Genomic DNA, 24890 nt, shown 5'->3' on the forward strand with positions numbered 1-24890 from the left:
CCATTCCGCAATCAGTTAAATTTGCTATAATTAATTTATCTGTTTTTGAAAGGAAGAGCATATGCGAGTTCAACGTAGAAGGCGCCCTGAGCGACTCATTATGATTATCCTGGTCGTCATTTTAGCTATTATCGTGGCGGTCTATGGTACGTTATGGGCCGCACAACGGCCAATGCACCAAGCCCAGAAGACGGCGTATAGTCTGGCCGTCAGCAAGGGCAAGCTAAAGACCACGACGGCCTTTTCACAGTACAATGGCACCAGTAGTTATTACGTCGTTACGGGAACGTCGAGTAAAAATGTTCCGGTATACGCGTTAATTAACGCGAATAAACATCATAAAACGACCGTTATCAAACAGTCCGCTGGGATTTCACGTACGAAAGCCTTGAAAAAGGTCTGGTCCAAACGCAATCCTAGCAAGGTTATCAAAGCGACGCTTGGAAAGTATGATGGGACGGTCGTGTGGGAAATTACGTACTTGAACCAGAAAAAGAATTTATGTTATGAAATTTTGCAGTATTCTAATGGAAACCAGCTGAAATCAATTATTAACATTTAAGGTTAAAGGAGTGCGGATGTACATGGAATTATCGCGTAAAGTAATGCAGGTTCAACCGTCAGCGACATTGAAGATCAGTGCGACTGCCAAGCAAATGATGGCGGACGGCGTTGACGTTATCAATTTAGGAATCGGTGAACCAGATTTTCAGACCCCGGATAACATTAAGCAAGCAGCCATTGATAGTATTCAAAATGGTCAAGCGAGTTTCTACACACCGGCAACTGGATTACCAGCTTTAAAACAAGCCATCAGTCAGCGAATTGAAGCTGACCATCACTACCATTTTGATCCTAATCAGATTGTCGTAACGGATGGCGCAAAAATGGCGTTGTTTACGTTATTCCAAGTTATTCTGAATCCCGACGATGAAGTGTTATTACCAGTCCCATACTGGGTCAGCTATTCGGAGCAAGTTAAATTAGCTGGTGGTGTGCCAGTCGAAGTTAGCACCGATGAACAGTTGCGGTTTACCACTGCTGATTTGGAAGCGCAGCGGACGCCTAAGACGAAGGCCTTAGTCTTGAATTCGCCACAGAATCCATCCGGTCTGGTTTTCAGCCGTGCAGAATTGACGGCGATCGTGAATTGGGCCGTTGAACACGACGTTTTGGTAATTGCGGATGAAATTTATGAAAAGTTATTATATAACGGTAATGAATTTACATCCGTGTTAGAATTAGATGATGCTAATATGGATCACGTGGTTTTGATCAATGGGGTTTCAAAAGCCTATTCCATGACTGGTTGGCGTATCGGATATGCTGCCGGGCCACAAACCATCATGGCTAAGATGGGGGTCGTGTTAGGTCACGCTGCTAGCAACCCAGCCGCCGTATCACAATATGCTGCGATTGAAGCTTTTAGTGGTGACCAATCATCTGTTGAAACGATGCGTCAGGGCTTTGAAGCGCGGTTAAACGAACTATACCCACTGATCGAGCGTTTACCTGGGTTTAAGATGCCTGCTGGCAAACCAGCGGGAGCCTTTTACTTGTTCCCAGATATTACGGAAGCATTGCGTTTAACAGGCTATGCAGATGCACCGGCCTTTGTGACGGCAGTGTTATTAGAAGCCCATGTCGGTTTAGTGCCTGGAGAGGCGTTTGGCATGCCCGGTTGTTTACGGTTAAGCTATGCAACTGATATCGATTCCTTGCGAGAGGCCCATCGACGGTTACAAAAATTTATGACGGAAAAAATTGCTGAACAAGCAAAGTAATTGGAGGATGTAAGTAAATGGTGCAACAGATCAACATTATCGATGCTAAGGACCATGTCGACGAAAAAGTAAAGATTGGGGCTTGGCTCACTAATAAACGTTCAAGTGGTAAGATTGCCTTCCTACAATTACGTGATGGCTCCGCCTTTTTCCAAGGTGTCGTTGTTAAGAGCCAAGTTAGCGAAGAAGTTTTTGAACTCGCTAAGGAAGTTAAGCAAGAAGCCAGCATGTGGATTACGGGTGTGATTCATGAAGACAGTCGTTCAAAGTTCGGTTATGAAATCGAAGTTGAAGACATTGTAGTCGTTGGTGAAAGTGAAGAATACCCAATTACGCCTAAGGAACATGGGGTGGACTTCTTACTAGATCACCGGCATCTATGGTTACGTTCTAAGCGGCCATGGGCAATCATGAACATTCGTAATGAAGTCATTCGCGGAACGTATGAATTTTTTAATCAAGAAGGTTTCATTAAGATGGACTCACCAATTTTGACTGGGAGTGCACCTGAAGGGACAACTGAATTGTTCCATACTGAATATTTTGATCGGGATGCCTACTTATCACAGAGTGGTCAGTTATACGCCGAAGCCGGAGCTTTGGCCTACGGAAAGGTCTTTACTTTTGGCCCAACATTCCGGGCTGAAAAGTCCAAGACTCGGCGGCATTTAATTGAGTTCTGGATGATTGAACCAGAAATGGCTTTCATGCATCAAGAACAAAGTTTGGAAGTTCAAGAACGTTATATTGCCTTTCTCGTTCAAGGTGTGATTGATCATTGTCAATACGCACTCGACATTTTAGGTCGTGATGTTGAAACGTTGAAGAAGTACACCAAGTTACCTTATCCACGAATCAGTTACGATGAAGCCATTGAATTGTTAAAAGAAAATGACTTTGACGTGGATTGGGGTGTTGATTTTGGTTCACCAGAAGAAACCTTCTTGGCTGATCACTTCGATCAACCCGTCTTCGTTTTGAATTACCCGAAAGCCATCAAGCCATTTTATATGAAGCCGCATCCAACCCGGGACGACGTGGTGATTTGTGCGGATTTATTAGCCCCAGAAGGCTATGGTGAGATTATTGGCGGGTCAGAACGAGCAACTGATTACAATTACTTACTTGACCAGATCAAACAAGCCGGCTTAAATCCAGACGACTATGCTTGGTACTTAGATTTACGTAAGTATGGTAGTGTTCCTCATGCTGGTTTTGGTTTGGGACTCGAGCGATTCTTGACTTGGATTACGGCCGAAGATCACGTGCGGGAGACAATTCCGTTCCCACGGTTGTTGAACCGGATTTACCCGTAAACTTTAATTGAAGGTTAGTTTTATTAAGAGCGTGGGACCTAGTCTCACGCTCTTAATAGTGAAAGGATGATAACGAGATGGAGTCCTTAGCTGCCGCGTTAGTGAATGATGGTCAAACGACCATTGCGAACGCATTATTGGCCCACTATCGTGAAATTGGGGTCACAAACGATGAATTATTGGTTTATTTGCAGTTCAAACGGTTAATTGATCAGGGTAATCAATTCCCAGATGCTGCGGTAATTGCCAAGAGTTTAGGTGAATCGACAAATGCCGTTTTTCAGCGGCTACATGAAATGTTAGCCAAAAAATTGCTGACGATTGAATCGATCACGGCTGATGACCAAAAAATTCATGACCGTTATAATTTTGACGGCCTGTATGATAAGTTAGCAGTTGCGCTCAAAAAGCAGCCAGTTAGCACTCAAGCTTCGGAACAAGCCACGAGTGAAAACAGTCGGCAAAAGGTTTTTCGGGCAATTCAGACGGAATTTGGCCGTGACTTATCACCGATCGAAATGGAAAGTATTAGTAAGTGGTTCGACGAAGACCATTATGAACCGGAAGTTATCGAATTGGCATTGCGGGAAGCAGTTCTGCGTCAAGTCTATAACTTGACGTATATGGACCGAATTCTGTTGAACTGGCAGAAGCGTAACTTAAAAACGGCTGCCCAGGTGGAAGCAGAGCGCCAACGCAGTATTGAGCAACGCTTGAATTCCGCTCCGCAACCACAACGTCAGACGGGCGCAAATGCTGGTCCGAAGATTCCGTTATTCAAATTAGGTGAAGACCAGTCTTAAACACTGTGCTGAAAAGCTTATCGGGGAAAACTGATTTTAAATAAAGTGGTGGCGATTGCCTGTGCGAGGCGTCGCTACCACTTTTTTTCGGGATGGGTTAGTCGTTGTTTCATATCAATGGCGTTTGCCCACGTCATTGGCGCAGCGTACTGAGGTTAAAACAGGACCACCAGGATTTCCTGTCCTGGTAAGCCGGTGGGATGCACATCATTGGACCAAAATCAGTGGGCACCACTATAAATTAGAAAATGGTTATAATTAAATGTTGACTTCTCATTAAAATAGCGCAATACTGTAAACAACCAAGTAAATATATTAATAAATACGTCTAAGATGAGTAGCCGTTGTTGGAATGCCTTAGAGAACTGCCGGTTGGTGCGAGGTAGCCATTTCGCAACGTTGAAGATGGTCTTATAATGCAAGTTTCAACGCTGAGCTGACGGGGTTAAGCGTTGACGGTTACGCCCGTTATGCGGTTAGAGTCTCGCCAAGAATTTTCAGTGGCGGTACTTGAAGTGCGGTGGCCTGTGAGGGTCATTTGAAGTAAGGTGGTAACACGGAAAAACGTCCATTCGTCCTTAATCTGATAATCAGATTAGAGACGATGGACGTTTTTTAATGGGAGGAAGCAGACTATGACAGAGGCAATCATTGATTTAAAAGACATCGCAGTGACGTTTGACGACGGGCACCAAGTCGTTCACGCGGTTCAAGATGTCAATCTACAGATCCAGACGGGTGATATTTATGGCATTATTGGATATTCCGGCGCTGGCAAAAGTACCTTGGTGCGGGTGATCAATTTATTGCAGTCACCGACAACGGGCCAGGTAGTCGTCAATGGCCAGGCCTTACAAACGCTATCGCCAGCTGCATTACGTCAAGCCCGGAAACACGTTGGGATGATTTTTCAACACTTCAACTTGATGCAATCACGGACCGTGATGGGCAACGTTATTTATCCATTATTGGGTCAAAAAATTAGTAAACAGAACCGACGCGCCAAAGCATTACGGCTACTGAAGCTCGTTGGGTTAACGGACTATGCGCAGACCTACCCAGATAAATTATCCGGTGGGCAGAAACAACGGGTGGCAATCGCACGGGCACTAGTGACTGACCCGCAAATCTTGATTTCTGATGAAGCGACTAGTGCGCTTGATCCAAAGACCACGACGGCAATTCTTGAGTTGCTACAACGGGTCAATCGCGAGCTAGGGATTACCATTGTCCTCATTACGCATGAAATGCAAGTCATCAAGAGTATTTGTCATCATGTCGCCGTTATGGCTGATGGGCGGATTATTGAGCGGGGCCCCGTTGCTGAGGTTTTTACAGCCCCCAAAGCACCTCTGACCGTTGATTTTGTGGAAACATCTACCAATGTTCGGGCCGCCATTCAGCGAATCACTAAAACGATTAAATTGAGTGAATTAGCAGCGGACCAAGAGCTGATTGCGTTCAAATTCGTTGGTCAATCAACAAAGCAGGGAATTGTCTCGCAGTTATCGCAGACGCTGAGGGTCGACGTTAACATTTTGTTTGCCAATATCGACCAGATCGATGGTCAAAATGTTGGTGACATGATTGCGATTATTACGGGGGATTTAACGGCCTTCAATGTGGCGGTCACTAATATGTCGGCTCAAGGTGTCCACACTCGCATTATCAATGAAGAAGTTGTGAAGGGAATGGTGGACTAATGACAGCATTAATTCCGAATGTCTTACAAATGAAAGCTGAATTTATTCAAGCAACGTTAGAGACCCTCTATATGACCGCAGTTTCCGCGCTGGTTGCAGGAATACTGGGGTTGGGTTTAGGGGTACTGTTAGTGGTGACACAGCCCCATGGCATTTTAGCTGATGGCCCCTCGTATCAAGTGTTAGACAAGCTAACCAACTTACTCCGTTCGGTGCCATTTATTATTCTGTTGGCCGTAATTTCGCCGTTGACCAGCTATTTAATCGGAACAACGGTGGGGACCACGGCATCGTTAGTCCCACTAGTTTTTGGTATTTTTCCTTTTTATGCCCGGCAAGTGCAAAATGCGTTACTCGATGTTGACCAAGGAATCGTTGAGGCTGCTCAGTCCATGGGATCTAGTCCCATTGCAATTATTTTTCGGGTTTATTTGAAAGAGGGACTACCTGATTTGATTCGCGTCTCAATCGTGACGGTGATTAGCCTGATTGGTCTGACGACGATGGCTGGTGCGATCGGCGCGGGCGGCTTGGGTGATATTGCAATCAGTATTGGTTACGCTCGCTTTGAAAACGACGTGACGTTTGTCGCAATGATCATCATTTTGATTTTAGTCTTTGCTGTACAGCTGTTTGGTGATTGGCTCGTCAAGAGCGTCACACATCATTAATAAAGGGGGAATTAGCCGATGAAACGATTAGCATGGTGGTTGATTGGTATTGCTGCAATTGTTGGTATTTGTGTGGGATTACATGAAATAACGAGTTATTCGGCCCGTGCACAACAGAGTGCCACGATTACGGTCGGATCAATGGGATCGGACTATGAAGTCTGGAAGCACATTGCTAAAAGCCAAGATGCCAAAAAGATGGGCTTAACGATTAAGGTTAAACAAATCACGGATGGTGTTCAGCTGAACAAGGCCACGGCGGACGGTAACGTTGATGTGAACGCCTTTCAGTCCTGGTCATATTACCAAACTTATAATCAGCAGAATCCCAAGGCCAAGTTGGCGGCGTTAGGAACGACTTATTTGGAACCAATGGGAATCTACTCCAAAAAATATCAAAGCGTTGATGAAATTCCGGATGGCGCTACGATTGCAATTGCTGACAATCCCTCACAAGCTTCGCGAGGCTTGTTACTGCTCCAAAAAGCGGGCCTGATCAAACTGGCAGCTAATTTTGGTGTCTTAGGTTCAGTGAAGGATATTACAAGCAATCCCCGTCATCTGAAATTCAAACAGATCGATGATACTACTGGTCCCCGGATCATTAAAAGTGTCGATGCAGTTTTGATTTCGAATACGGTTGCTTTGGAAGGACATTTACACGTTTTACGGGATTCGATTTTCCACGAAAGTCTGAATAAGAGTACTAGGGATAATGTTAATATCTTAGCAACGGCCGCTAAGAACGAGCATCGTGCTAGCTATCTTAAACTAGTTAAACTTTACCATCGGGCGGATATTCAAAAGTATATCAAGCAAAAATATTACGGTACTAAGATTAACATTAATAAACCGCTATCTTATTTTGACAATTAATAAGCATATTGGGTGCTGGATGATTATAGATAAGTTATGATTATGATAATAAATGTTGTAACTCATTGAACTTATCAGGAGGTCTCAACCATGTATAAACGAATCCTAGTCCCATTAGATGGTTCCGATAATGCTTATTATGCACTTGAACATGCGATTGCCTTAGCGAAGGTTTTTGACTCCCAGTTATTTTTATTGAATGTCATCGATGTTAATCGATTTGGCGTCTACAGCCCAGATGTTTTTACGAGTGCGGCGCCAGATATGATGAGTTTTGATCAAGCCCAGAGTAAGAAACTGTTGGAGCGGGCCCAGGATCAAGTTGCAGCCCACCAGTTGCACGCCGAAACAATTCGGCAAACTGGGGTACCCAAAGTGACAATTGCGGTCGATGTTCCCAAGGCCCAAAATATTGATTTGATCGTGATTGGTCGCTCTGGAACTAATGCGATTTCTCGCCTGTTCTTAGGTTCAACGACAGCGTATGTTGTTCGTAATACGGAGGCTAACGTCACCGTTGTTAACATGCCGAATGATGAAGCTGAAGAGGTTGAACAAACCGGTGATGTTTCGGCCGATGATTCTAAATAACTTGTCAGTGATGATTAAAGCTGGTCACACGACGTCAACATTGACGCTCGTGCGACCAGCCTTTTTAGTTTGGGACAGGCGATGACGAAAAAACAAAGTCGTCTTTCGCTACTGACGATTACCGATTTGAGTGCCAACTGATGCCGTTTGGGCGCTAGTTTGGTTGGCGTACTGGCTTGGTAGCTGATTGCAGGTGATTAGCTGCAATCAGTCCAATGAATGTCAATGCTACCGTCAATACCGCTAGGGCCATACCGGCGGCCGCTTCACCTTGTTCGAACGATTGATAGATAAATGTTGAAACGGTCGTCATACCGGAAGGCAGTAACAATAGGGCAACGACTAATTCACGACTCGTGGCAATGAAAGCCATCACAAAGCTGTTGAGTAGCGCGGGCCATAGAATCGGAAGTGCAATTTTTAGGATAATGCGGCTGAAACTAGGTTCGAAGATGCGCGCGCTAGCCAGCAATTCCGAGTCAAAGGCCTTGAGGGCGGTCGTCAAGTATTGCACCGTTGTTGGTAGAAATAAGGTGACATCCGCGATCAGGAGGATGGTTAGGGTGCCGTATAATTTGGTGAACGCCAGCACCTGTGAAAAGAGCATCATTAAGCTCAATGCTAAGACGACGTTTGGAATTGCGAGTGGCAATGCGCCCAAGGTATGACATAACTGTCGCAGCCACTTGGGAAAACGTTTTGTTAAACTCCCAACGCTCAAGAATAAACCAACGATCACATTGAGACTGCTAATCAGTAATGCCAATCCGACGGTCGTAACAATGGCCTGCCAGGCAGGACTATCAAAGCGTAAGAGGTCTATATAGTGTACAAGTGTCAAATTGGACGGACTCCAACCAAGACTGCGTTGTTTGAGTAGCGATTGGAGCACGATGGCACTGAATGGCAGGACAATAGCAATACTGATGACTAGGGTGACGAAAGTGCCTGCTAATGTTGTCACTCCAAGCTGCCGATATTGTGACGCTGACCGTTGTCCGGTGAACTTAACAGCTGGCCGGCGTAACAACCATTGCTGGATACCCCAGGCAATCAGGGCAATGGTCAGTAGGAGGGTGCCGGTGAGTACCCCGTTTTGGAAATCTAAGGGCCACTGGCTGAGGTCCTTTTGAATCGTAGTCGTCAGAACTTCGAAGTGGATGCTCCGACCAAAGGTGGCTGGCGTCCCAAATTCAGCCAAGGTTTTGGTGAAGACTAAAATCCATACAGCTAAGTATGGGACTAACATGATTGGTAATGTGATTCGCACTAGTCGTTGCCAGGTGTTGACCCCATGAACTTCGGCCGCTTGAAGCCAGCGCTGGTTGAATTGCATGAGGGCTGCGCGTAAGCCTAAGTATGCCACGGGATACAAGTGCAGACTCATGATAATGACCATCCCGAACGGTGAAAATAGCCACTGAAATTGGTGGTGCCAACTCGGATTAAGCTGAGCCAGTAATCCGTGTGGTTGAAAGAAATATAACCAGCCCATCGCGTTAATATATGGTGGTGTCATGAATGGCACTAACAAGAGCCAATGCAACCAGGCGAGCTTTGTTAAACGGGTGTGCGTCATGATCCATGCCAAAGGGGTGGCTAGCAGGGTTGTCCCGACGACCGTGCCCCCACTGAGGAACAGACTGTGTTGAATGCTCACACGGTTGGTTGGCTGCGTCAGTTGTGACCATAGCTGGCTTGGCGATTGCCCGACTAGTGTTTGACCAATCAGGGCGACTAACGGGCCGATAATCAGAGTTGCCAACAAGCAACTGGTGATGATTGATAAGGACAAGCGGATTTGATGATTACTCATTGGCTAAAGACCTGATTGAATGCGACAACGTTTTTAGTCAGGGCCGCGTTGGCACTGGTCCAATTGACCGTGTAGGCTTTGATGGCTTCGCCATTGCGTGGATCGGTCAAAGTGCTCGTGGTACCTGGAATTAAGTTACTTTTTTGAATTTGTCTTTGAACTTTAGCTGATAAGAGATAGTCAATAAATTGTTTGGCAGCGGCTTGATGACGACTAGCCTTCAAAATCATCGCCGGTCGTGGATTGACCAAAGTCCCACTCTTAGGATAAACGAAACCAATTTTTTCGCCTTTTTTAATAGCTGTTAGACTCATGTAATCGACCCCACCAAAGACGGCGATTTTTTGGCCAGTGATGACTGCATCGAGTACTTCCTTGTTAGCACCCCCGATATCGGCACCGTTTTCTTGAAGGACTTTAAGTAGTTGCGTACCGTGTTTCATTTGATAAGCGTTAATGAAGTCCAAGCTAGAACCAGAGGTTCGGGGGTCCGGAATGGTCACTTGATTGCGATACGGAGTGGTTGTCAAGTCAGACCAGTCTGTCGGTGCCGATTTGATGTGCCGCGTATTGTAGGTGATGCCGACTGCCGAAGCACTGTAATTGATCAACTGGTGGCTAGTATCTTTAAATTGTTTATTCAGGTGTTTAGCTTGAGAAGGCTGATAGGTTAATAGCTGGCCATTCTTTTGTAAATCGACGCCAGCGGCCATTGAAGCTAAAATCAGCACATCAGCTTGGGGATTGCCTTGCTCGGCCTTGACCTTACTTAAAATTTTCCCGGTCGTGCCGTCAAAACTTTTGACTTTAATGCCAGTTTTGGCTTCAAAACCGTGGATGATTTGATCAGAAAGGGGTTTAGGTCCAGCAACGTATACTGTTAAAACTTGTTGACTGGTTTGCGCGTTGGCGGTTAACGTTTTTTTCTGATGTTGATTAACATAAAGCGACGTGCCAATTGCGAGCACGCCGAGCGTGGATAATGTGATAATTGCTGCTTTAGACATGTGAGTCAACTCCTAAAAAGTTAGTATTTGATGTGGATCGATGCTTAATGTGATCGGTGCAGTGGTATAGGGTAGCTGGGTCTTGACGTGCCAATCATAGGCGCCGACTTGAACGCAAGTATCAAAATGATCGCCCATAAAGGTTGAACGCTGCACCAAGCCTTGGTAAGTGGGCTGCTGAGTACCCGTTTGACTGACTGCGACATATTCCGGGCGAATGGCCTGGTACGCGTTGATCTGATTAAGGGTGCCCATAAAATTGGCGACAAATTGCGATTTTGGCTGTTGGTACAGCTGTGCTGGTGTGCCCGTCTGCACCACGTTGCCCCCTTTCAGTAATACGAGGTGGTCGGCAACTTGCAAGGCTTCTGGACGGTCGTGAGTTACAAAGATGGCCGTCAGATGCTGGTCGTGAATCAGGGCGCGAATTTCTAATTGAAGCCGTGTGCGCAGTTCGGGGTCAAGCGCACTTAAAGCTTCGTCGAATAAAATCAAATCCGGTTGGGTCGCTAGTGCCCGTGCAAGGGCGACCCGTTGCTGTTGCCCGCCCGAAAGTTCACGTGGATAACGATGTCGGAAGTCAATCAGACTAACTTGTTCGAGGGCCCAGTTGACTTGAGCAGTCAATTCTGGCTTGGTCAGGTGCTTTTCTAAAGCGAAAGCGACATTTTTTTGGACCGTCATGTGCGGCCACAGGGCAAAGTCTTGAAAAACCATCGCCAAGTGCCGTTGGGCAGGGGGCTGATTCCAATGGGTCGCGGCGTCAAAAATGGGCTGATTATCAAATGAAATTTGACCACTGTCAGGTGTCGTGAGGCCCGCAATCATGTTTAACAGCGTTGATTTGCCGGAACCGGACGGGCCAATTAATGCCGTGATTTGTTGATCAGGAATCGTCAGACTGAGTTGATTGATTACCGGACCTTGAAAACTTTTGGATAATTCGTGTAGCTTAATGGCAACCACGATATGCAACTCCTTTGTCTTAATTGGTTTGCTCAGTTTATTAAGTTACTTTGTATTGTAGTGGTAATTCGCCGTGTTAACGTTGATTTTGAGTTTAGTTTATGTAAATTTTGTGTGTTATTTCGGTAAAACAGTGCACATAAAAAAAGACCACTGAATCGAATTCAGTGGTCTTGGGTGATTCTTATTGTCCTTCAGTCGTGTTATTGGTATCAGCGGTCGGTGTTTCCGATGAAGTCGCTTCGGAACTTGCTTCGGAGCTTGAACTTGCTTCCGAACTGCTGCTACTTTCTGAACTAGATTCAGAAGATGAACTTTCGGCGCTACTTGAGGAGGAAGCAGCTTCGGAACTACTACTGCTACTTTCCGAACTACGACTACTTGCTTCTGTGCTGGTGCTTGAACTACCCGTTGTTGTTGAACTAGAGCTAGCTGAACTAGCGGTTCCTGACGAGGCTTCACTACTGGAGAAGAGGTGACCAACAACGTAAAGTTCTTCGATACCGTTCTTCTTAGTCGTGCCAACTGAGCTTGGCTTGGTCCAATCAGAGTTTGGTGAATACTGTTGAAGGTAATTCATCATGGCGCGATAAATTTGTTGTGAAATCTTTTCGTTGGAGGTATCTAGATAACCACCAGCTTCGGTGGACTTATCATAGCCAGTCCAAACGGCGACCGAATAATTCTTCGTGTAACCGGCCATCCATGAGTCAACGACGGCATCGGATGGTACTTTGTTTTTATACTGAGAAGCATAGTTGTCAGTACCAGTCTTACCAGCTTGGTAAACGCCGCTGATCTTAGCGGTTGTCGCCGTCCCAGTAGAACTATTGATGACCCCTTTCAGCATATCAGTAATCATGTATGCCGTTGATTTCTTCATGGCGCGCTTACCAGTGCTAGTATACGATGTCGTAACGCCATCAGAAGTAGTCACTTTACGGATGTAGTATGGCTTATGATAAACACCACCGTTGGCGAACGCAGCGTAGGCACCGGCAACTTGTAAGGTGGAAACACCAGCACCGATCCCGTTGGCATAGTTAACGGTTTTGAGGTTCATCCCAAGGTTATTGGCAAAGGTTTTGGCTCGGCTTTTACCAACGGCTTGTAAGGCCCGAATTGCTGGGATGTTCCGTGATTGAACCAGTGCTTCACGCATCGTCATATTGCCCAAGTAATTATTGTCAAAGTCATGCACGGAAATGTTAGTCCCGGGATATTTGTATTTCGTATCAGACAACGACTTGTAAGTTGGCCAATTCAAATATTCAATGGCTGGTCCATAATCGAGAATCGGTTTCATCGTCGAAGCGTTTGAGCGTGATGTCCAGACAGCTCGGTTGGTTCCGTACGTGACATTACCGGTTTTCCGACCACCAATCATAGCTGAGACCTTGCCAGTGTATGAGTCAACAACCGATACCCCTAATTGGAAAGTCTGTTTTCCATTATTAGGATAGTTGACGTATTGAGACGTGTTGGCAATGTCATAAAGCCGTTTCTGGGCATCCATGTCAATGTTCGTATAAACTTTCTCGCCATCGGTTAAATTATAACCTTTTTTGAGGAGGTCTTGACGGACTTCGTTCAGGTAAGCATCCAAGATTTTATTTGTCTTTTCATGCTTCGCTAGGCTTGAACGTCCCGAACTAGTTAAGCCCGTCTTGACACTGACTTTTTCAGCAGCAGTTTCCTGACTCTTGGAGATGACCTTGTTATCGTACATCGCTTCCAGCACCAGATTACGGCGGCTAGTTGCGTATGATGGATAAGTCGTCGGGTCGTAGTAGGTTGGTGATTGCGGCATACCTGCGAGCAGTGCGAGTTGACTAAGGCTCAGATCTTTTAATGACTTACCGTAATAATACTTGGCGGCAGTCCCCATACCATAAATCCCGTTACCCATATAGACCTTATTGATGTAAAATTCCAGAATCTGAGATTTACTGTAATGTTTTTCAAGATTAAGCGCAATCCAGGCTTCCTGCGCTTTGACTTTCAAATTTCGATCCGAAGTACTGGTGGAAAAGACCGCAAGTTTAACGAGTTGCATGGTCAAGGTACTCCCACCTTGCATCCCGAGTGAGCTACCTTTTAAGTTGCCGACTGCAGCCCCAAGAATCCGGTAATAATCGACCCCCTTATGCTTGTAAAAACGGCGATCTTCGATTGAGACGACGGCATTCTTAAGTGTGGATGGGATATTACTAGACTTAACGTATTCGTGGTCGTTAGTTCCCAAAGAGGTCAAATACTTGTCGTTCTGGTCATAAATCTTAGCGGTCCCCGTATTGACAAGGTCACTCTGTTTGACTGTTGGTGCCGTCTGCGCATAGTAGAAGAAAAGTGCTAGACCAGCGAGTACCCCGATGACAAACAGTGCAGCTAAGGATAAAATAATCCGCCGAAACCAGTGTTTCTTAGGTGGTTTAGGTTGGCTTTTTCTGCGAGCAACCCGTGAGTTCTGTTCATTGTTACCTGCCATGATGTTCTCCTTTAATGAATTGATGAGGTCTCATCAATAATATGATCAAGCGCATCCAAATAGGGAATGCGTGGATTGATTTGATAATGTAGCTCCGCGGCTAAATGTTCAATATCCGTCAGTGGAATTGACTTGCGACCACCATCTCCTTGATGATCCCAATAAGTAAATAAGTCGCTGGCTGTTAACAAAAATAGGCGCCCCAAACTCGCAAACCGAATGATAACAAAACAGATTCCGCTTTGAGCTAAGCACTGGCGCATGTGCTTAATTTGATGCTCATGAAAGTTTTTTAGCGGAAAAGCCGTTTTGTTCTTGGTCTCCTTGGCCTCAAAATCTAAATACTTCCCCCGATAGACACCGTTATAATCAGTAGTAGAAGCTTGTTTAAAATAAGCTTCGCGGATTACAGCGGCGCTGCGTTTGGGATAATCGACTTTAACGATTTGAATGGGCGTTGGCTTTTTATGAATAACTGCGATATTATTTTCAAGATAATAGGCGTTACTATCATTGATTTCTTGTTCCAAGCTCATTCCACGATCGCCAAAATTGACGTTGGCAAATTTGGAAGATTTCGATTTAGTTGGGCCGGGTTGGCGATAAACTTGACCGTTTGGATAGCGAATCGTCACATTAATCAACCTCCTAATAATGTTACATTTTACCATTAACTAATAGGGAATGTGAAATATCTGTGAGTTTTTAACTGATTTAGACCGATTTAGTGACAGAAAGGAGACTTTTTTATGAGCCGGTTGTGGCTTAGTGGTTACCGGAGTTACGAGTTGAATGTCTTTGGTGATCAGGATGATAAACTAAAAGTTATTAAGTTTGCGTTAACTAATTACTTAACGACGCAGATCGAGGATGGTATGGATTGGCTGATAACGGGTGGTCAGCTCGGTATTGAACAGTGGACAGCGGAAGTAGGGTTAACGCTCAAAAAGACATATCCAGAATTGAAAGTGGCAATGATGTTACCATATGGTGAATTTGGTGGGCGCTGGAATGAAAATAACCAAGCTAAATTACAGACTTTGCTGGCCCAAGTCGATTTTCATGCACCAGTCAGTAAACAACCGTATGAAAATCCGCAACAATTAAAAAATTACCAAGAATTTATGGTTACCCATACGGATGCGGCCACTCTGGTATATGATCCAGATAACCCCGGGAAACCCACGTATGACTATGATTTGATTCGGAACTTTAGTGACACTCATCCGTACCCATTGACCCTGATCGACTTCGACTGGTTACAGGAAAGTGCCAATGAATATGCAGAAAAACAGAATAATGGTTTTAATTTTGAATAAAGTCTGCTACAATGTTTTAAGTAATGCGGATGCCGAATGGGTATCGCGCGAATAACAATGAGGTGTTTTTAAATATGGCTAAACGTAATTTTACTCCCAAAGACATCCTTCAAAAAGAGTTTAAGCCAAAGATGCGGGGTTATGATCCTGCCGACGTGGACGGCTTCTTAGATAATGTCATTAAGGACTATGAGTCATTTACTAAAGATAACCAACAACTTTCAGATGAAAATGAACGGTTACGGGCCAAGGTTGACGAGCTTACCAAGCAAGTCGCTGTCGGTGCAACCAGTCCATCTTCTCAACCGACTAGTACGGTGACGAATATGGATATTCTGAAACGTTTGTCTAACTTGGAACGTCATGTCTTTGGTGCCCAATTAGATAATAATCAAAATGAATCACACCGTCTATAATTGTGATTCGATGTAAATTCTGGGTAATCGCGGTCGGCTTATGTCGGCTGAGGAAGGTCCATGCTCGCACAAGCTGCGATGCTTGTAGTGTTCGTGCTCGGTGAAAAAATAAGCCGGGGTACCGATTTATCGGTAACGGCGGAAAAAACGGCTAAGGCTTCGGCTATGCCCGAGTATTCCTGAAAAGTGCCACAGTGACGATACTCAATTGGAAACGGTTGAGTTGGAACGCGGTAAACCCCACGAGCGGGCAACCCAAACTACGGTAGGGGCGCTTCACATAAGGAACTGAACTAAATGTGGGGGGAGATTAGTAATCTCGAGATAGATGATTACCGCCTAGTTAACAGACCCTGTACTTTAACTAGGTACAAAACATGGCCTACAGGAATTTACATTTAGACAGGAGACTGGGACAAAAGTTCGCTTTTGTCCCAGTTTTTTTATTCGATCAGTTAGCAAACTAGCAACTTATGCTAAACTAGGTGAGGAAACCAATTTAGTGGAAATATTTACTCAACAAGATGCGCCTACAGAACAGGCGTCGCAGGAGGAAACTATGCAAAAATTTAGATTAATTGCCACCGCCGCTAGCGGAATTGAAGCATTAGTGGGGCGTGAATTACGAGATTTAGGGTATCAAGTTCAAACTGAAAATGGCCGGGTTCGATTTAACGGAACGATCAAAGATATTTTGCGGACCAACTTGTGGTTACGAACGGCTGATCGAATCAAGATCATCGTTGGTGAATTTGATGCTTATACGTTCGATGAGTTGTTTGAAAAGACCCTCGCATTGCCATGGGACCAGTTATTGCCGATGGACGCTGAATTTCCAGTTGAAGGTAAATCGCGCAACTCTAAACTCCACAGTGTTCCCGACGTGCAATCTATCGTCAAAAAGGCGATCGTTAATCAGTTAGCCGATACTTATCATCGGAGCGGGCACCTTCCGGAGACAGGCGCTTTGTTCCCATTAGAAGTGGCTATTAATAAGGATCACGTGTTGTTAACGCTGGATACAACTGGCTCTAGTTTATTCAAACGGGGTTACCGAGTCGAAAAGGGGGGCGCACCCTTAAAAGAAAACATGGCCGCTGCCTTAGTGATGTTAGCTAAGTGGTATCCGGATAATCCATTTGTTGATCCAGTTTGTGGTTCGGGGACGATTCCAATCGAAGCCGCTTTACTGGCGCGCAACATTGCCCCGGGGTTCAACCGCGCATTTGCGTGCGAAAAGTGGGACTGGGTTCCCGCTGGCCTGAGTCAACAATTGAGAGACGAAGCTGATAGTTTAGCCGATTACGACACTGAGCTGGATATTAGTGGGTACGATATTGACGGTAAAATGATTGATATCGCCAAGCTGAATGCGCGGGAAGCCGGGCTGTTGCATGACATTCATTTCAAACAACTGGCTGTCAAAGACTTTACGACTGACAAGATCAACGGGGTCCTAATTGCGAACCCACCATATGGGGAGCGGCTAAGCGATCGAGATAGTGTCCGGATTCTCTATCGGCAAATGGGCCAAGTTTACAGTAAATTGCCAAGTTGGAGCAAGTATATCTTGACCAGTGACTTAGAATTTGAAGACTTCTATGGACAAAAAGCCACGAAACGCCGGAAACTCTATAACGGTGCGTTACGGACAGATTATTTCCAATATTGGGGTAAACGAATTCGGCCAGCACGGACGGAATAAGCAAGCGACCTTTGTTGGTAAAGAAAGACAATTTGTAGCTGACAATAACGATCATTACAATGTGTGACAGATAGTTTGAGTAGCCTTAAAAGAGCGTGTTTAATCGGGTGACCGACTAAGCACGCTCTTTTAAGGCTAACGTTAACCATGGTTGATCCTTTGATAATTAATTTAAATAATAATCGAAGAAATTAGCAACTTTGTTCATCAGGGGCACTTTGACCAGATGTTTGGCTTGATAACCCGTGATAAATGCCACTTGTTCAGCATACGGGGCGGTATGCACGCGGTCAAAGAAATTACGAGACTGTGAATAAGGAATCCGTTCATCCTCAGTACCATGCCAAAATAAAAGTGGCCAATGATTGATGGTTTCCGGTTGCAGGTTAAGATCATAGTGATCTAGCCAACTCGTCAATAGGGCTAAATCACTGGGAATGTAATAAGCATGGGCCTGCGCATGCTTGCGGACTAGTTGGACGTACGCGTTCAGGTTAGGGGTCCCCATAATGATTGTGGCTGCTTTAATTTCAGGATGATGGGTCAATAAAGCCCCGGTCGTCATGCCACCCATTGAATAACCGCCAACACCAATCTGCTCATTCAAAATGAGTTTACGCTCCCGGTAGTAATTCACAATTAGCTCGAATTCGCCAAGATTACCTTGGATACTGTTCCAAAAAGTAAATGAAGGAATCTGGCTAACGATTTGGTGTCGTTCACCGTGATTCATGGCATCGGGCAAGACGACTCGTAAATTCTTGCGAGCCAGTTTACGTGCTTGGGTCAAGACGAGTTCTTTATTGGACTGCCAACCGTGGTAAAAAATCACTAGTGGCAGCGGTTGGTCTAAATGGGTTGTAGTAACAACTTCCAGCGCAGGCACATCTTGAAAGTGTCGGTTAGTAACTTTGATCATATTTATCGGCTCACTTTATTAATATTATGATTAAGTTAACTGTGCCAGAAATGACTGCTGAATACAACTGATAGACTTGTTTAGTCAATATTTGGTCTTGTTAATTGTTAGTGATGTTAAAATAATGGTAATCGCCTGTTTATTAACTAGAATTACGGCCTCTAAAAAGTAATCTTAAAACGGAAGGTGTTATAAATGACCGAAATCGAAACGGCACTACTTCGGGACCGAAAAGCAAAAGTCCAGCAATATTTTGCGATGTGGGTCACTCGTGATTTTGAAGCGTTACCAAGAATATTTGCGGTCGATTGTTATTATCAAGAATGCTATGGACCAGCATATCTATCATTAGCGGAAGTTCAAGCCTGGATTGAACATCAATTAAGAGTTCAACGGGTAACGGCGTGGTCGATTCAGCGGTTGTGGTCAGTAACTGACAACATGATCTTTGCCCAGTGGTCCTTCACCGCTGTTACTGACCGGATGACTCAGTTTGATGGGCTTTCGGCAGTTCATTTTAATTTAGCAGGACGTATCGACGATTTACGAGAGTATCAGACCACGACTGCGCATGATTATCCTTATCATGGATCCGTGCTGTGATATGCGAAGCATGTGTGTCATAATGTAAGCGAAATCATTTTGAGCGTTGGGGGAATCAGTATGCAAGTTCAAGTTTCTGTTATTGTGGCTGCATGTAATGAGGAGCACTGGTTAAGGCGTTGTTTGACCCCATAAAAAAAACAGACATTAGCGGCCTTAGAAGTCATTATTGTTGATGATGGTAGTACGGACGGCACGGCTGCAATTTGTGACCAATATTGTGAGCGCTGGCCGCACCTATTTCGGGTTATCCATCAACGTAACCAAGGACAGGGACCTGCACGTAATGCGGGGATTACCGCCGCGCATGGTCGCTATTTAGGTTTTGTCGATGCTGATGATTGGGTCGAACCGACGATGTATGCGACCTTAGTAGCAACGGCTGAGCGTAGTCATGCCCAAATCGTCGTTTGTGATGTTCGTAAAATCTACGCGGCGACTCACCGCACAACTAGTCTGCTGAGCTTGCCAGATGCGACTGAGCACGTGGCAATTGCGGCTTATCTTAAATACGGTCTAAATAATGCTTATTCCGGAAATAAATTATATGCACGTTCGTGTTGGCAGAAATATCGTTACCAGCGGATGGTCTACGAGGATTTAGATATTTTGCTGGACATGTTGAGTTGCTGTGAGCGAGTCGCATATGTGCAACAACCATTTTATAATTATTATAAACATGCTGGTTCGACAACTTTAGATTATACCAACCCACGACTGTTTGATATTATGACAGCCTATCAAGATGCCATTGAGCACGCCAAGGTGACGTATCAGGATGCGGTGACTTATTGCGTCGCTAAGCGAATTTTGATTAATTTAGCAACGCCAGGCTTTGCCGATTATCTAGCGGAGTTTATTGAACTGATACGACAATTGCGTCCTACTTTTGAAGCCAGTCCGTCAATAATGAGTGATCCGGCTATTAAAAAAATTTGTGATTATGCAGGTCAATTGACATTACCCCGGCGATTTATCTGTGAGCGTGAGGACTGGGCTCAATCGTGGCATCAGTATAGTCGGAATTTCAAAACGATTATACCGGTAGCTAAAGCATTGCCGGCCGATTTACGACAACGGTCTAACCACTTTAAACTCGATTATTGGTTGTTGAAAACGTTATTTGAACAAGGTGGCTTGCTGATTTTGGGTACCGTCAAGTTGCACCGACCGTTTGGGCGTTTACGGGCGGGAGGTGACGTGTTAGCCTTTGAAGGTGAACATTGTTTATTAGTTGGTGCGCAACCACGTTCTCCACTGATTTCTGAATTACTGCAACAGTTGATTGTTGGTTCCGAGTCACTAACAGAGTTGCTGACAATGGTTAAGGCACAGCCAGAACGATGGTCAGCGGGTACGCATAAGATTCGCTTGGTTGACATAAAAGATTGGCTACAATAGGGCGACGGGTCACTGAGTCATGCAGAGCAGCGGACTCAGTGACCTATTTAGTCATTGGTTACATTGAAAATGAATAAAAACTAAATAGCAATTTAAAATATTATATAATGATGATAAAATTAATTTTAGATTAAATTAAGAAAGGGTGAAAATATGTTAAAACCAGCACCATTGCACGTTGGTGACCACGTGGCCGTCGTCAGTCTTTCGAGCGGCACGCTCGGAGAACTCACGCAGCAGCATCAATTGAATCGGGGGCTAAAACGGATGCGCCAATTAGGGCTCGTCCCAGTCATGATGCCGAATGCTTTGAAAGGGCGACTGATTTTACAGCAACGCCCTGAATTAAGAGCCGCCGATTTGAAGGCGGCTTTCTTAGACCCAAGTATCCGTGGAGTTGTGGCGGCAATTGGCGGTGATGATACGTATCGAACCGTGCCATTTTTGATGGCTGATGAGCAGTTTAAGACGGCGGTTCGGCGGTCGCCTAAACTGTTTACAGGCTTTTCAGATACGACGATCAATCATTTGATGTTTTATCAGCTTGGACTGCAAACTTTTTATGGCCCCAATTTTTTAAGCGACTTGGCCGAATTAGGGCCGACGATGTTGCCGTATACCACGAAGACTTGGCAGCGTTACTTTGAAAATCCTCAGCAGACAAGCATTATTAGCAGTCCCGTGTGGTATGACGAACGAACAAATTTCAGTGAATCGGCGCAGGGAACACGGCGCATGACCCACACCGAAATGCACCATTACGAAGTGTTACGTGGTCACGGGACAATCAGTGGGACGCTACTTGGTGGTTGCCTGGACAGCTTTTATGATTTATTGACCACGACCCGTTATCCAGACGAACGGCAAGTTGCGGAACAGTTCAGACTGATTCCATGTGCAGCCGAATGGCGCGGAAAAATTCTGTTTATCGAAACGAGTGACGAGCAGCCGCAGCCAGATTTGTTCAAGCGGATGCTGCAACGAATGCGACAAGCTGAGATTTTGACAAACGTAGCTGCCGTGATTGTAGGTAAGCCGCAGAATGAGCATTATTATCAGGAATACCGCCAAATTTTGATCGATGAGACAGCCGATTTGAAATTGCCAATTCTGTACAATATTAATTTTGGTCACGCTTTTCCGCGAACGGCACTTCCATATGGGGCGCAAGTGTGTATCGATTTTGAGCAAGCTACGTTAAAAATTTTAGAACCTTGGTTTGTGGAAGCTTAAGTGGTTATTGTTAAATTGGTATCGGCAGACGATCAAAAAGGTATTCGTTGTTCATTGCAACGAGCAAAGAATAGTGCAATACGAGAGGAGTTGTCATATGCAATTACAAATTCGACGTTTTAAAACTACGGATGCGCCAGCAGCGGCGGCACTGATTGCGCGCACATTACTGACGAGTAATCAGGGTGACTATCCCAAAGCATACTTGGATCGGCTCATTACCCAGATGACACCGGCTTGGCTATGCCAAAAAGCTGCTGCGACGCACTTTTATGTCGGTTATTTTCAGCAGCAACTCGTTGCGACCGGGGCGATTGGGTCATACTGGGGGCGCCCAGGTGAGTACAGTCTGTTCACGATTTTTGTTGATCCGGAGGTTCAAGGCATGGGTGGTGGGCGTCAAATTCTGCATACCCTTGAACAGGATGTCTATTTCAGTCATGCCCACCGTGTAGAAATTCCAGCGTCCGTGACTGCGCACTTATTTTACCAACACTTCGGGTATCGACCTAAGCCTGGAGGAATCTACCCGGATGATGAAGGCCTGTATCGATTAGAAAAGTTTCCACATGAATCATTTCACTAGTAAATCACACTTTCCTGCATTGGTTTATAATGTAAACAAATTGTAAAGTGACTGCAATCAGTTTGAGAACTTATCTGCACATTTTATCGGTAGGATAAGGTGTGCAGTAAACGTACATATCAAACTAATGATGGGAAGGCGAGTAATTTGGTCATGCAGAAAAAGTGGCGGTTGATACTGCTGCTCGTGGGTTGTTTTTTAGGTGGTATCGGAGTCGTTCAGGCACACGCGGCGGTGCCGGATATCTCAGAGTGGCAAGGTCAGTTAACGAGTACCGAGGTTCAAAGTTTGAAGAGTCAGGCTGATTTTGTCATCAACCGGGTGCAATATGGGAGCAGTTATGAGGATCTCTACCACACCTCTAATGAGAGTCTCTATGTGAAATATGGTGTTCCGTTCGGGTCCTATGACTATGCGACCTTTACGAGTACCGCGACTGCCAAAGCCGAGGCAGATAAGTTCTATCAACGCGCAAATAAGAACACGAAGTTCTACGTCTTGGATTTTGAAACGACTTCCATGAGTAGCACGGCGGCCAACGCGGCTGTCAAGGCTTGGTATACTGAGATGCGGTCGTTAACGAGCAAGAAGTTGATTTTTTATTCGTACCAGTCATTTGCAACCACATACGCCAACACGGCACGGCAAAGTTTTGATGCCCAGTGGATTGCAAATTACTCCTCGAAGCCGACGATTTCGTTCTCATTGTGGCAATATTCCAGTAGCTATTATTTATCTTCGCTAGGACAATATGTTGATAACAGTTTGTATGACAGTGCTTCCGTGACGACATACCACCCGTTAAGCTGGTGGACTTCCGGGACTTCGGCATCATCGTCGACCAGTTCAACTAGCACGACGTATGCCTACAGCAGTTATACGAAAGGGCAACATGTGTACCTCAATAATGGGGCGTCGAGCTATTATGACGGCACAAAAGTGCCCAGTAGCGCTAAGAAAAAATACTACAAGGTCACAGCAACCAAGTCAGTCACTAAGAGTCGTTCCAAACAGCTGGTTTACTTAAGTGGTCTAAATAAATGGGTCTTATCACAGGACGTCACCGGCTATTGGGTCGGCCAACACGGATTATATCAACTTCGTGAAAAGAGCACTTTGTTCAAAGATGTTAATTTGACAACCTCAACGGGTAAAACCTTGAAAAAGGGTGGCATCTACAGTGGTAAATTGGTTAAAAGTGGGAATTTCTATCGAATTAAGGTGAGTGGTGGTTATATCACGGCGAAGGTCTCCAAATCTGATCATTGGTACTATGAATCAGTACCTTCCAGTGGCTGGATCAAGGCTAAAGTGGGACTCTACACCTATAAATCTTCAAACTTTGTTAAGTCTAATCGACACGCTTACCACGCCGCTGGTGATCGAATTAAAGTAACGAAGGTTTACTCACGGTCGGGTGGCTCACGCTATTATTTAACGAATAAAGGGAATTACGTTTCAGCCAACCGCTCAAACGTGGTCACACAATAAGTCAATTAAGTCGCTCAAAACGAGCATAGCCAGTTGATTACTAAACGACTTTCAGCAAGTTATTAGCTGAAAGTCGTTTTTTTGAGGAAATACGTCGATTGGAAGTACGTTAAGATTAAAAATTGCTACACTTATTTTAATTATATTTTAATCTTGTGGGGTGGGAATACAATGAAAATTGGGACATTTTCTGCATCAACGCCGATTACGGCATTATCGCCAAACCGTTATGCTCGCGCACGACGGTTCTTGGCAACCCAAGGAGTGACCTTAGTTGCCGGTAATTTGACGGGACGACGGGATAGTTACCGTGCTGGTTCCATCAAAGAACGGGCGGCCGAAATCAACGCGTTAATTCATGATGATTCGCTGGACATCTTGATGGCAACGATTGGTGGGACGAACGCAAATTCGGTGCTAGCAATGCTCGATTACGAGTATCTCAATCAGCATCCCAAAACAATTGTCGGTTACTCCGATGCGACGGCCGTGTTATTGGCGGTGCAAACGCACGCGCCTAATTGTCGTGTGATTTACGGACCGGCCTTAGTAGCCTCACTTGGCGCCTTAGAGTCAGAGATCGTGACAACCACTTGGCAGAATTTTCTGACAGTCTACCGCGCAGCACCGGGGCAGGCCGTAACCGAACAGGCACCGGCACAGTGGACGGATGAAGCGGTCAATTGGGAGACCTTTGAACATCCGAAACACATGCACGCAAATACTTGGCATTATACGGCGACCCCCATTTTGACTGGCCGTTTGATCGGTGGGAACTTGAACACCATGTATGGGTTCTTTAACTCACCTTATTTTCCAAAATTAACTGGTAACGAGCTTTTATTTATTGAAGATGCCGAGAAAACTGCAGCAACGCTGGAAAAAAATTTCGTAATGTTAGCGTTGGCTGGTGTTTTTGATCAAATCTCTGGCATTATTTTGGGAAAACACGCGTTGTACGATGATCAAGGCAGCGGGCGGTTGCCAATCGATATCTTACAGGAGGTGCTGGGGGATCGCCAATTACCAATTATTTACGACTACGATAGCTGCCATACAGTCCCCATGCTCAGTACGCCATTTGGGGCGGATGTCCGGATTGATGCGCAGGCTCGAACGGTGACGTTTAGTCATTTTTAGACTACCTTTTGCAATTAAAGACGTTTAGCAAGCTCAAAAACTTTGTAAACCGGCCA

At 45.1% G+C, this 24890-nt stretch carries 23 protein-coding genes and 1 other RNA gene; 18 read left to right on the forward strand and 6 right to left on the reverse strand.

Annotated elements, in window-relative coordinates; genetic code table 11:
* The first annotated feature begins 61 nt into the window (after positions 1-61).
* The 8 genes from MZO41_RS02080 to MZO41_RS02115 all read left to right on the forward strand — a co-directional run bounded on the left by MZO41_RS02080 (position 62) and on the right by MZO41_RS02115 (position 7744).
* Entirely contained in the window at positions 62-562 is a 501-nt protein-coding gene (locus MZO41_RS02080; RefSeq protein ID WP_003644363.1) for a cell wall elongation regulator TseB-like domain-containing protein, read from the forward strand.
* A 22-nt stretch (positions 563-584) separates the two neighbouring features.
* On the forward strand, positions 585-1784 hold the full coding sequence (locus MZO41_RS02085; RefSeq protein WP_016511714.1) for a pyridoxal phosphate-dependent aminotransferase: 1200 nt from the start codon (positions 585-587) through the stop codon (positions 1782-1784).
* Between the two features lie 20 nt (positions 1785-1804).
* Positions 1805-3100, forward strand: a complete 1296-nt coding sequence (asnS, locus tag MZO41_RS02090; RefSeq protein ID WP_015640374.1) for an asparagine--tRNA ligase — start codon at positions 1805-1807, stop codon at positions 3098-3100.
* A gap of 77 nt (positions 3101-3177) precedes the next feature.
* On the forward strand, positions 3178-3903 hold the full coding sequence (locus MZO41_RS02095) for a DnaD domain-containing protein (RefSeq protein ID WP_003644365.1): 726 nt from the start codon (positions 3178-3180) through the stop codon (positions 3901-3903).
* 635 nt (positions 3904-4538) lie between these two features.
* Positions 4539-5606, forward strand: coding sequence for a methionine ABC transporter ATP-binding protein (locus MZO41_RS02100; RefSeq protein ID WP_013355517.1), 1068 nt, complete (start codon positions 4539-4541; stop codon positions 5604-5606).
* Complete coding sequence (locus tag MZO41_RS02105) at positions 5606-6277, forward strand: methionine ABC transporter permease (protein ID WP_003640477.1); 672 nt, start codon at positions 5606-5608, stop codon at positions 6275-6277. Before MZO41_RS02100 ends, MZO41_RS02105 begins: the two co-directional genes overlap by 1 nt.
* Before the next feature lie 18 nt (positions 6278-6295).
* The gene (locus MZO41_RS02110) at positions 6296-7153 is read left to right on the forward strand and encodes a MetQ/NlpA family ABC transporter substrate-binding protein (protein WP_013355518.1); all 858 of its coding nucleotides are present in this window, start codon (positions 6296-6298) and stop codon (positions 7151-7153) included.
* Between the two features lie 90 nt (positions 7154-7243).
* Positions 7244-7744 carry a universal stress protein gene (locus tag MZO41_RS02115; RefSeq protein WP_003645081.1) on the forward strand — a complete coding sequence of 167 codons (501 nt, stop codon included), beginning with the start codon at positions 7244-7246 and terminating at the stop codon, positions 7742-7744.
* Positions 7745-7898: 154 nt separating this feature from the next.
* Here MZO41_RS02115 and MZO41_RS02120 read toward each other — a convergent pair whose 3' ends face one another.
* The 5 genes from MZO41_RS02120 to recU all read right to left on the reverse strand — a co-directional run bounded on the left by MZO41_RS02120 (position 7899) and on the right by recU (position 14656).
* On the reverse strand, positions 7899-9560 hold the full coding sequence (locus MZO41_RS02120) for an ABC transporter permease (protein WP_013355519.1): 1662 nt from the start codon (positions 9558-9560) through the stop codon (positions 7899-7901).
* Positions 9557-10567, reverse strand: coding sequence for an extracellular solute-binding protein (locus tag MZO41_RS02125; protein WP_013355520.1), 1011 nt, complete (start codon positions 10565-10567; stop codon positions 9557-9559). The genes MZO41_RS02120 and MZO41_RS02125 overlap by 4 nt, the downstream gene beginning before the upstream one ends.
* A gap of 12 nt (positions 10568-10579) precedes the next feature.
* Positions 10580-11533, reverse strand: a complete 954-nt coding sequence (locus tag MZO41_RS02130) for an ABC transporter ATP-binding protein (protein ID WP_252129636.1) — start codon at positions 11531-11533, stop codon at positions 10580-10582.
* A gap of 184 nt (positions 11534-11717) precedes the next feature.
* The gene (locus tag MZO41_RS02135; RefSeq protein WP_003640483.1) at positions 11718-14021 is read right to left on the reverse strand and encodes a transglycosylase domain-containing protein; all 2304 of its coding nucleotides are present in this window, start codon (positions 14019-14021) and stop codon (positions 11718-11720) included.
* Between the two features lie 11 nt (positions 14022-14032).
* Complete coding sequence (gene recU, locus MZO41_RS02140; protein WP_003644374.1) at positions 14033-14656, reverse strand: Holliday junction resolvase RecU; 624 nt, start codon at positions 14654-14656, stop codon at positions 14033-14035.
* A 114-nt stretch (positions 14657-14770) separates the two neighbouring features.
* On the opposite strand from recU, the gene MZO41_RS02145 reads away from it, so the two are divergent.
* The 4 genes from MZO41_RS02145 (at position 14771) to MZO41_RS02160 (ending at position 17461) form a co-directional block, all read left to right on the forward strand.
* Positions 14771-15340: an SLOG family protein gene (locus MZO41_RS02145; RefSeq protein ID WP_003640485.1), complete on the forward strand. Its 570-nt coding sequence runs from the start codon at positions 14771-14773 to the stop codon at positions 15338-15340.
* A 74-nt stretch (positions 15341-15414) separates the two neighbouring features.
* Entirely contained in the window at positions 15415-15756 is a 342-nt protein-coding gene (gpsB, locus tag MZO41_RS02150) for a cell division regulator GpsB (protein ID WP_003638751.1), read from the forward strand.
* 15 nt (positions 15757-15771) lie between these two features.
* Positions 15772-16146: RNase P RNA component class B (gene rnpB / locus MZO41_RS02155), an RNA gene on the forward strand.
* A 169-nt stretch (positions 16147-16315) separates the two neighbouring features.
* On the forward strand, positions 16316-17461 hold the full coding sequence (locus MZO41_RS02160; protein ID WP_013355522.1) for a THUMP domain-containing class I SAM-dependent RNA methyltransferase: 1146 nt from the start codon (positions 16316-16318) through the stop codon (positions 17459-17461).
* Between the two features lie 166 nt (positions 17462-17627).
* Here the strand turns inward: MZO41_RS02160 and MZO41_RS02165 are convergent, their stop codons facing one another.
* Positions 17628-18380, reverse strand: a complete 753-nt coding sequence (locus tag MZO41_RS02165) for an alpha/beta fold hydrolase (RefSeq protein ID WP_252129637.1) — start codon at positions 18378-18380, stop codon at positions 17628-17630.
* Positions 18381-18575: 195 nt separating this feature from the next.
* Here MZO41_RS02165 and MZO41_RS02170 point away from each other — a divergent pair, with 195 nt between their 5' ends.
* The 6 genes from MZO41_RS02170 (at position 18576) to MZO41_RS02195 (ending at position 24834) form a co-directional block, all read left to right on the forward strand.
* Positions 18576-18983, forward strand: coding sequence for a nuclear transport factor 2 family protein (locus MZO41_RS02170; RefSeq protein WP_003640492.1), 408 nt, complete (start codon positions 18576-18578; stop codon positions 18981-18983).
* A 168-nt stretch (positions 18984-19151) separates the two neighbouring features.
* On the forward strand, positions 19152-20384 hold the full coding sequence (locus MZO41_RS02175) for a glycosyltransferase family 2 protein (protein WP_235717145.1): 1233 nt from the start codon (positions 19152-19154) through the stop codon (positions 20382-20384).
* A gap of 153 nt (positions 20385-20537) precedes the next feature.
* Positions 20538-21617 (forward strand): S66 family peptidase, encoded by a 1080-nt coding sequence (locus tag MZO41_RS02180; protein ID WP_013355525.1) that lies wholly within the window; start codon positions 20538-20540, stop codon positions 21615-21617.
* A 97-nt stretch (positions 21618-21714) separates the two neighbouring features.
* Positions 21715-22203, forward strand: coding sequence for a GNAT family N-acetyltransferase (locus MZO41_RS02185; RefSeq protein ID WP_003644380.1), 489 nt, complete (start codon positions 21715-21717; stop codon positions 22201-22203).
* A gap of 147 nt (positions 22204-22350) precedes the next feature.
* Positions 22351-23694 carry a GH25 family lysozyme gene (locus tag MZO41_RS02190; protein ID WP_011101542.1) on the forward strand — a complete coding sequence of 448 codons (1344 nt, stop codon included), beginning with the start codon at positions 22351-22353 and terminating at the stop codon, positions 23692-23694.
* A gap of 81 nt (positions 23695-23775) precedes the next feature.
* Positions 23776-24834, forward strand: coding sequence for a S66 family peptidase (locus MZO41_RS02195; RefSeq protein ID WP_128650871.1), 1059 nt, complete (start codon positions 23776-23778; stop codon positions 24832-24834).
* Positions 24835-24890: the final 56 nt, after the last annotated feature.

The sequence above is a fragment of the Lactiplantibacillus sp. C232 genome (assembly GCF_023806725.1).
GTDB lineage: Bacteria > Bacillota > Bacilli > Lactobacillales > Lactobacillaceae > Lactiplantibacillus > Lactiplantibacillus plantarum.

Excerpts from the sequence above, each read along its gene's own strand:
- MZO41_RS02120 (WP_013355519.1), bottom strand. The coding sequence starts at position 9,560 with ATGAGTAATCATCAAATCCGCTTGTCCTTATCAATCATCACCAGTTGC.
- MZO41_RS02185 (WP_003644380.1), top strand. The coding sequence starts at position 21,715 with ATGCAATTACAAATTCGACGTTTTAAAACTACGGATGCGCCAGCAGCG.
- MZO41_RS02100 (WP_013355517.1), top strand. The coding sequence starts at position 4,539 with ATGACAGAGGCAATCATTGATTTAAAAGACATCGCAGTGACGTTTGAC.
- MZO41_RS02085 (WP_016511714.1), top strand. The coding sequence starts at position 585 with ATGGAATTATCGCGTAAAGTAATGCAGGTTCAACCGTCAGCGACATTG.
- MZO41_RS02110 (WP_013355518.1), top strand. The coding sequence starts at position 6,296 with ATGAAACGATTAGCATGGTGGTTGATTGGTATTGCTGCAATTGTTGGT.
- MZO41_RS02170 (WP_003640492.1), top strand. The coding sequence starts at position 18,576 with ATGACCGAAATCGAAACGGCACTACTTCGGGACCGAAAAGCAAAAGTC.
- MZO41_RS02105 (WP_003640477.1), top strand. The coding sequence starts at position 5,606 with ATGACAGCATTAATTCCGAATGTCTTACAAATGAAAGCTGAATTTATT.
- gpsB (WP_003638751.1), top strand. The coding sequence starts at position 15,415 with ATGGCTAAACGTAATTTTACTCCCAAAGACATCCTTCAAAAAGAGTTT.
- MZO41_RS02095 (WP_003644365.1), top strand. The coding sequence starts at position 3,178 with ATGGAGTCCTTAGCTGCCGCGTTAGTGAATGATGGTCAAACGACCATT.
- MZO41_RS02125 (WP_013355520.1), bottom strand. The coding sequence starts at position 10,567 with ATGTCTAAAGCAGCAATTATCACATTATCCACGCTCGGCGTGCTCGCA.
- MZO41_RS02145 (WP_003640485.1), top strand. The coding sequence starts at position 14,771 with ATGAGCCGGTTGTGGCTTAGTGGTTACCGGAGTTACGAGTTGAATGTC.
- MZO41_RS02135 (WP_003640483.1), bottom strand. The coding sequence starts at position 14,021 with ATGGCAGGTAACAATGAACAGAACTCACGGGTTGCTCGCAGAAAAAGC.
- MZO41_RS02115 (WP_003645081.1), top strand. The coding sequence starts at position 7,244 with ATGTATAAACGAATCCTAGTCCCATTAGATGGTTCCGATAATGCTTAT.
- MZO41_RS02180 (WP_013355525.1), top strand. The coding sequence starts at position 20,538 with ATGTTAAAACCAGCACCATTGCACGTTGGTGACCACGTGGCCGTCGTC.
- MZO41_RS02080 (WP_003644363.1), top strand. The coding sequence starts at position 62 with ATGCGAGTTCAACGTAGAAGGCGCCCTGAGCGACTCATTATGATTATC.
- MZO41_RS02160 (WP_013355522.1), top strand. The coding sequence starts at position 16,316 with ATGCAAAAATTTAGATTAATTGCCACCGCCGCTAGCGGAATTGAAGCA.
- MZO41_RS02165 (WP_252129637.1), bottom strand. The coding sequence starts at position 18,380 with ATGATCAAAGTTACTAACCGACACTTTCAAGATGTGCCTGCGCTGGAA.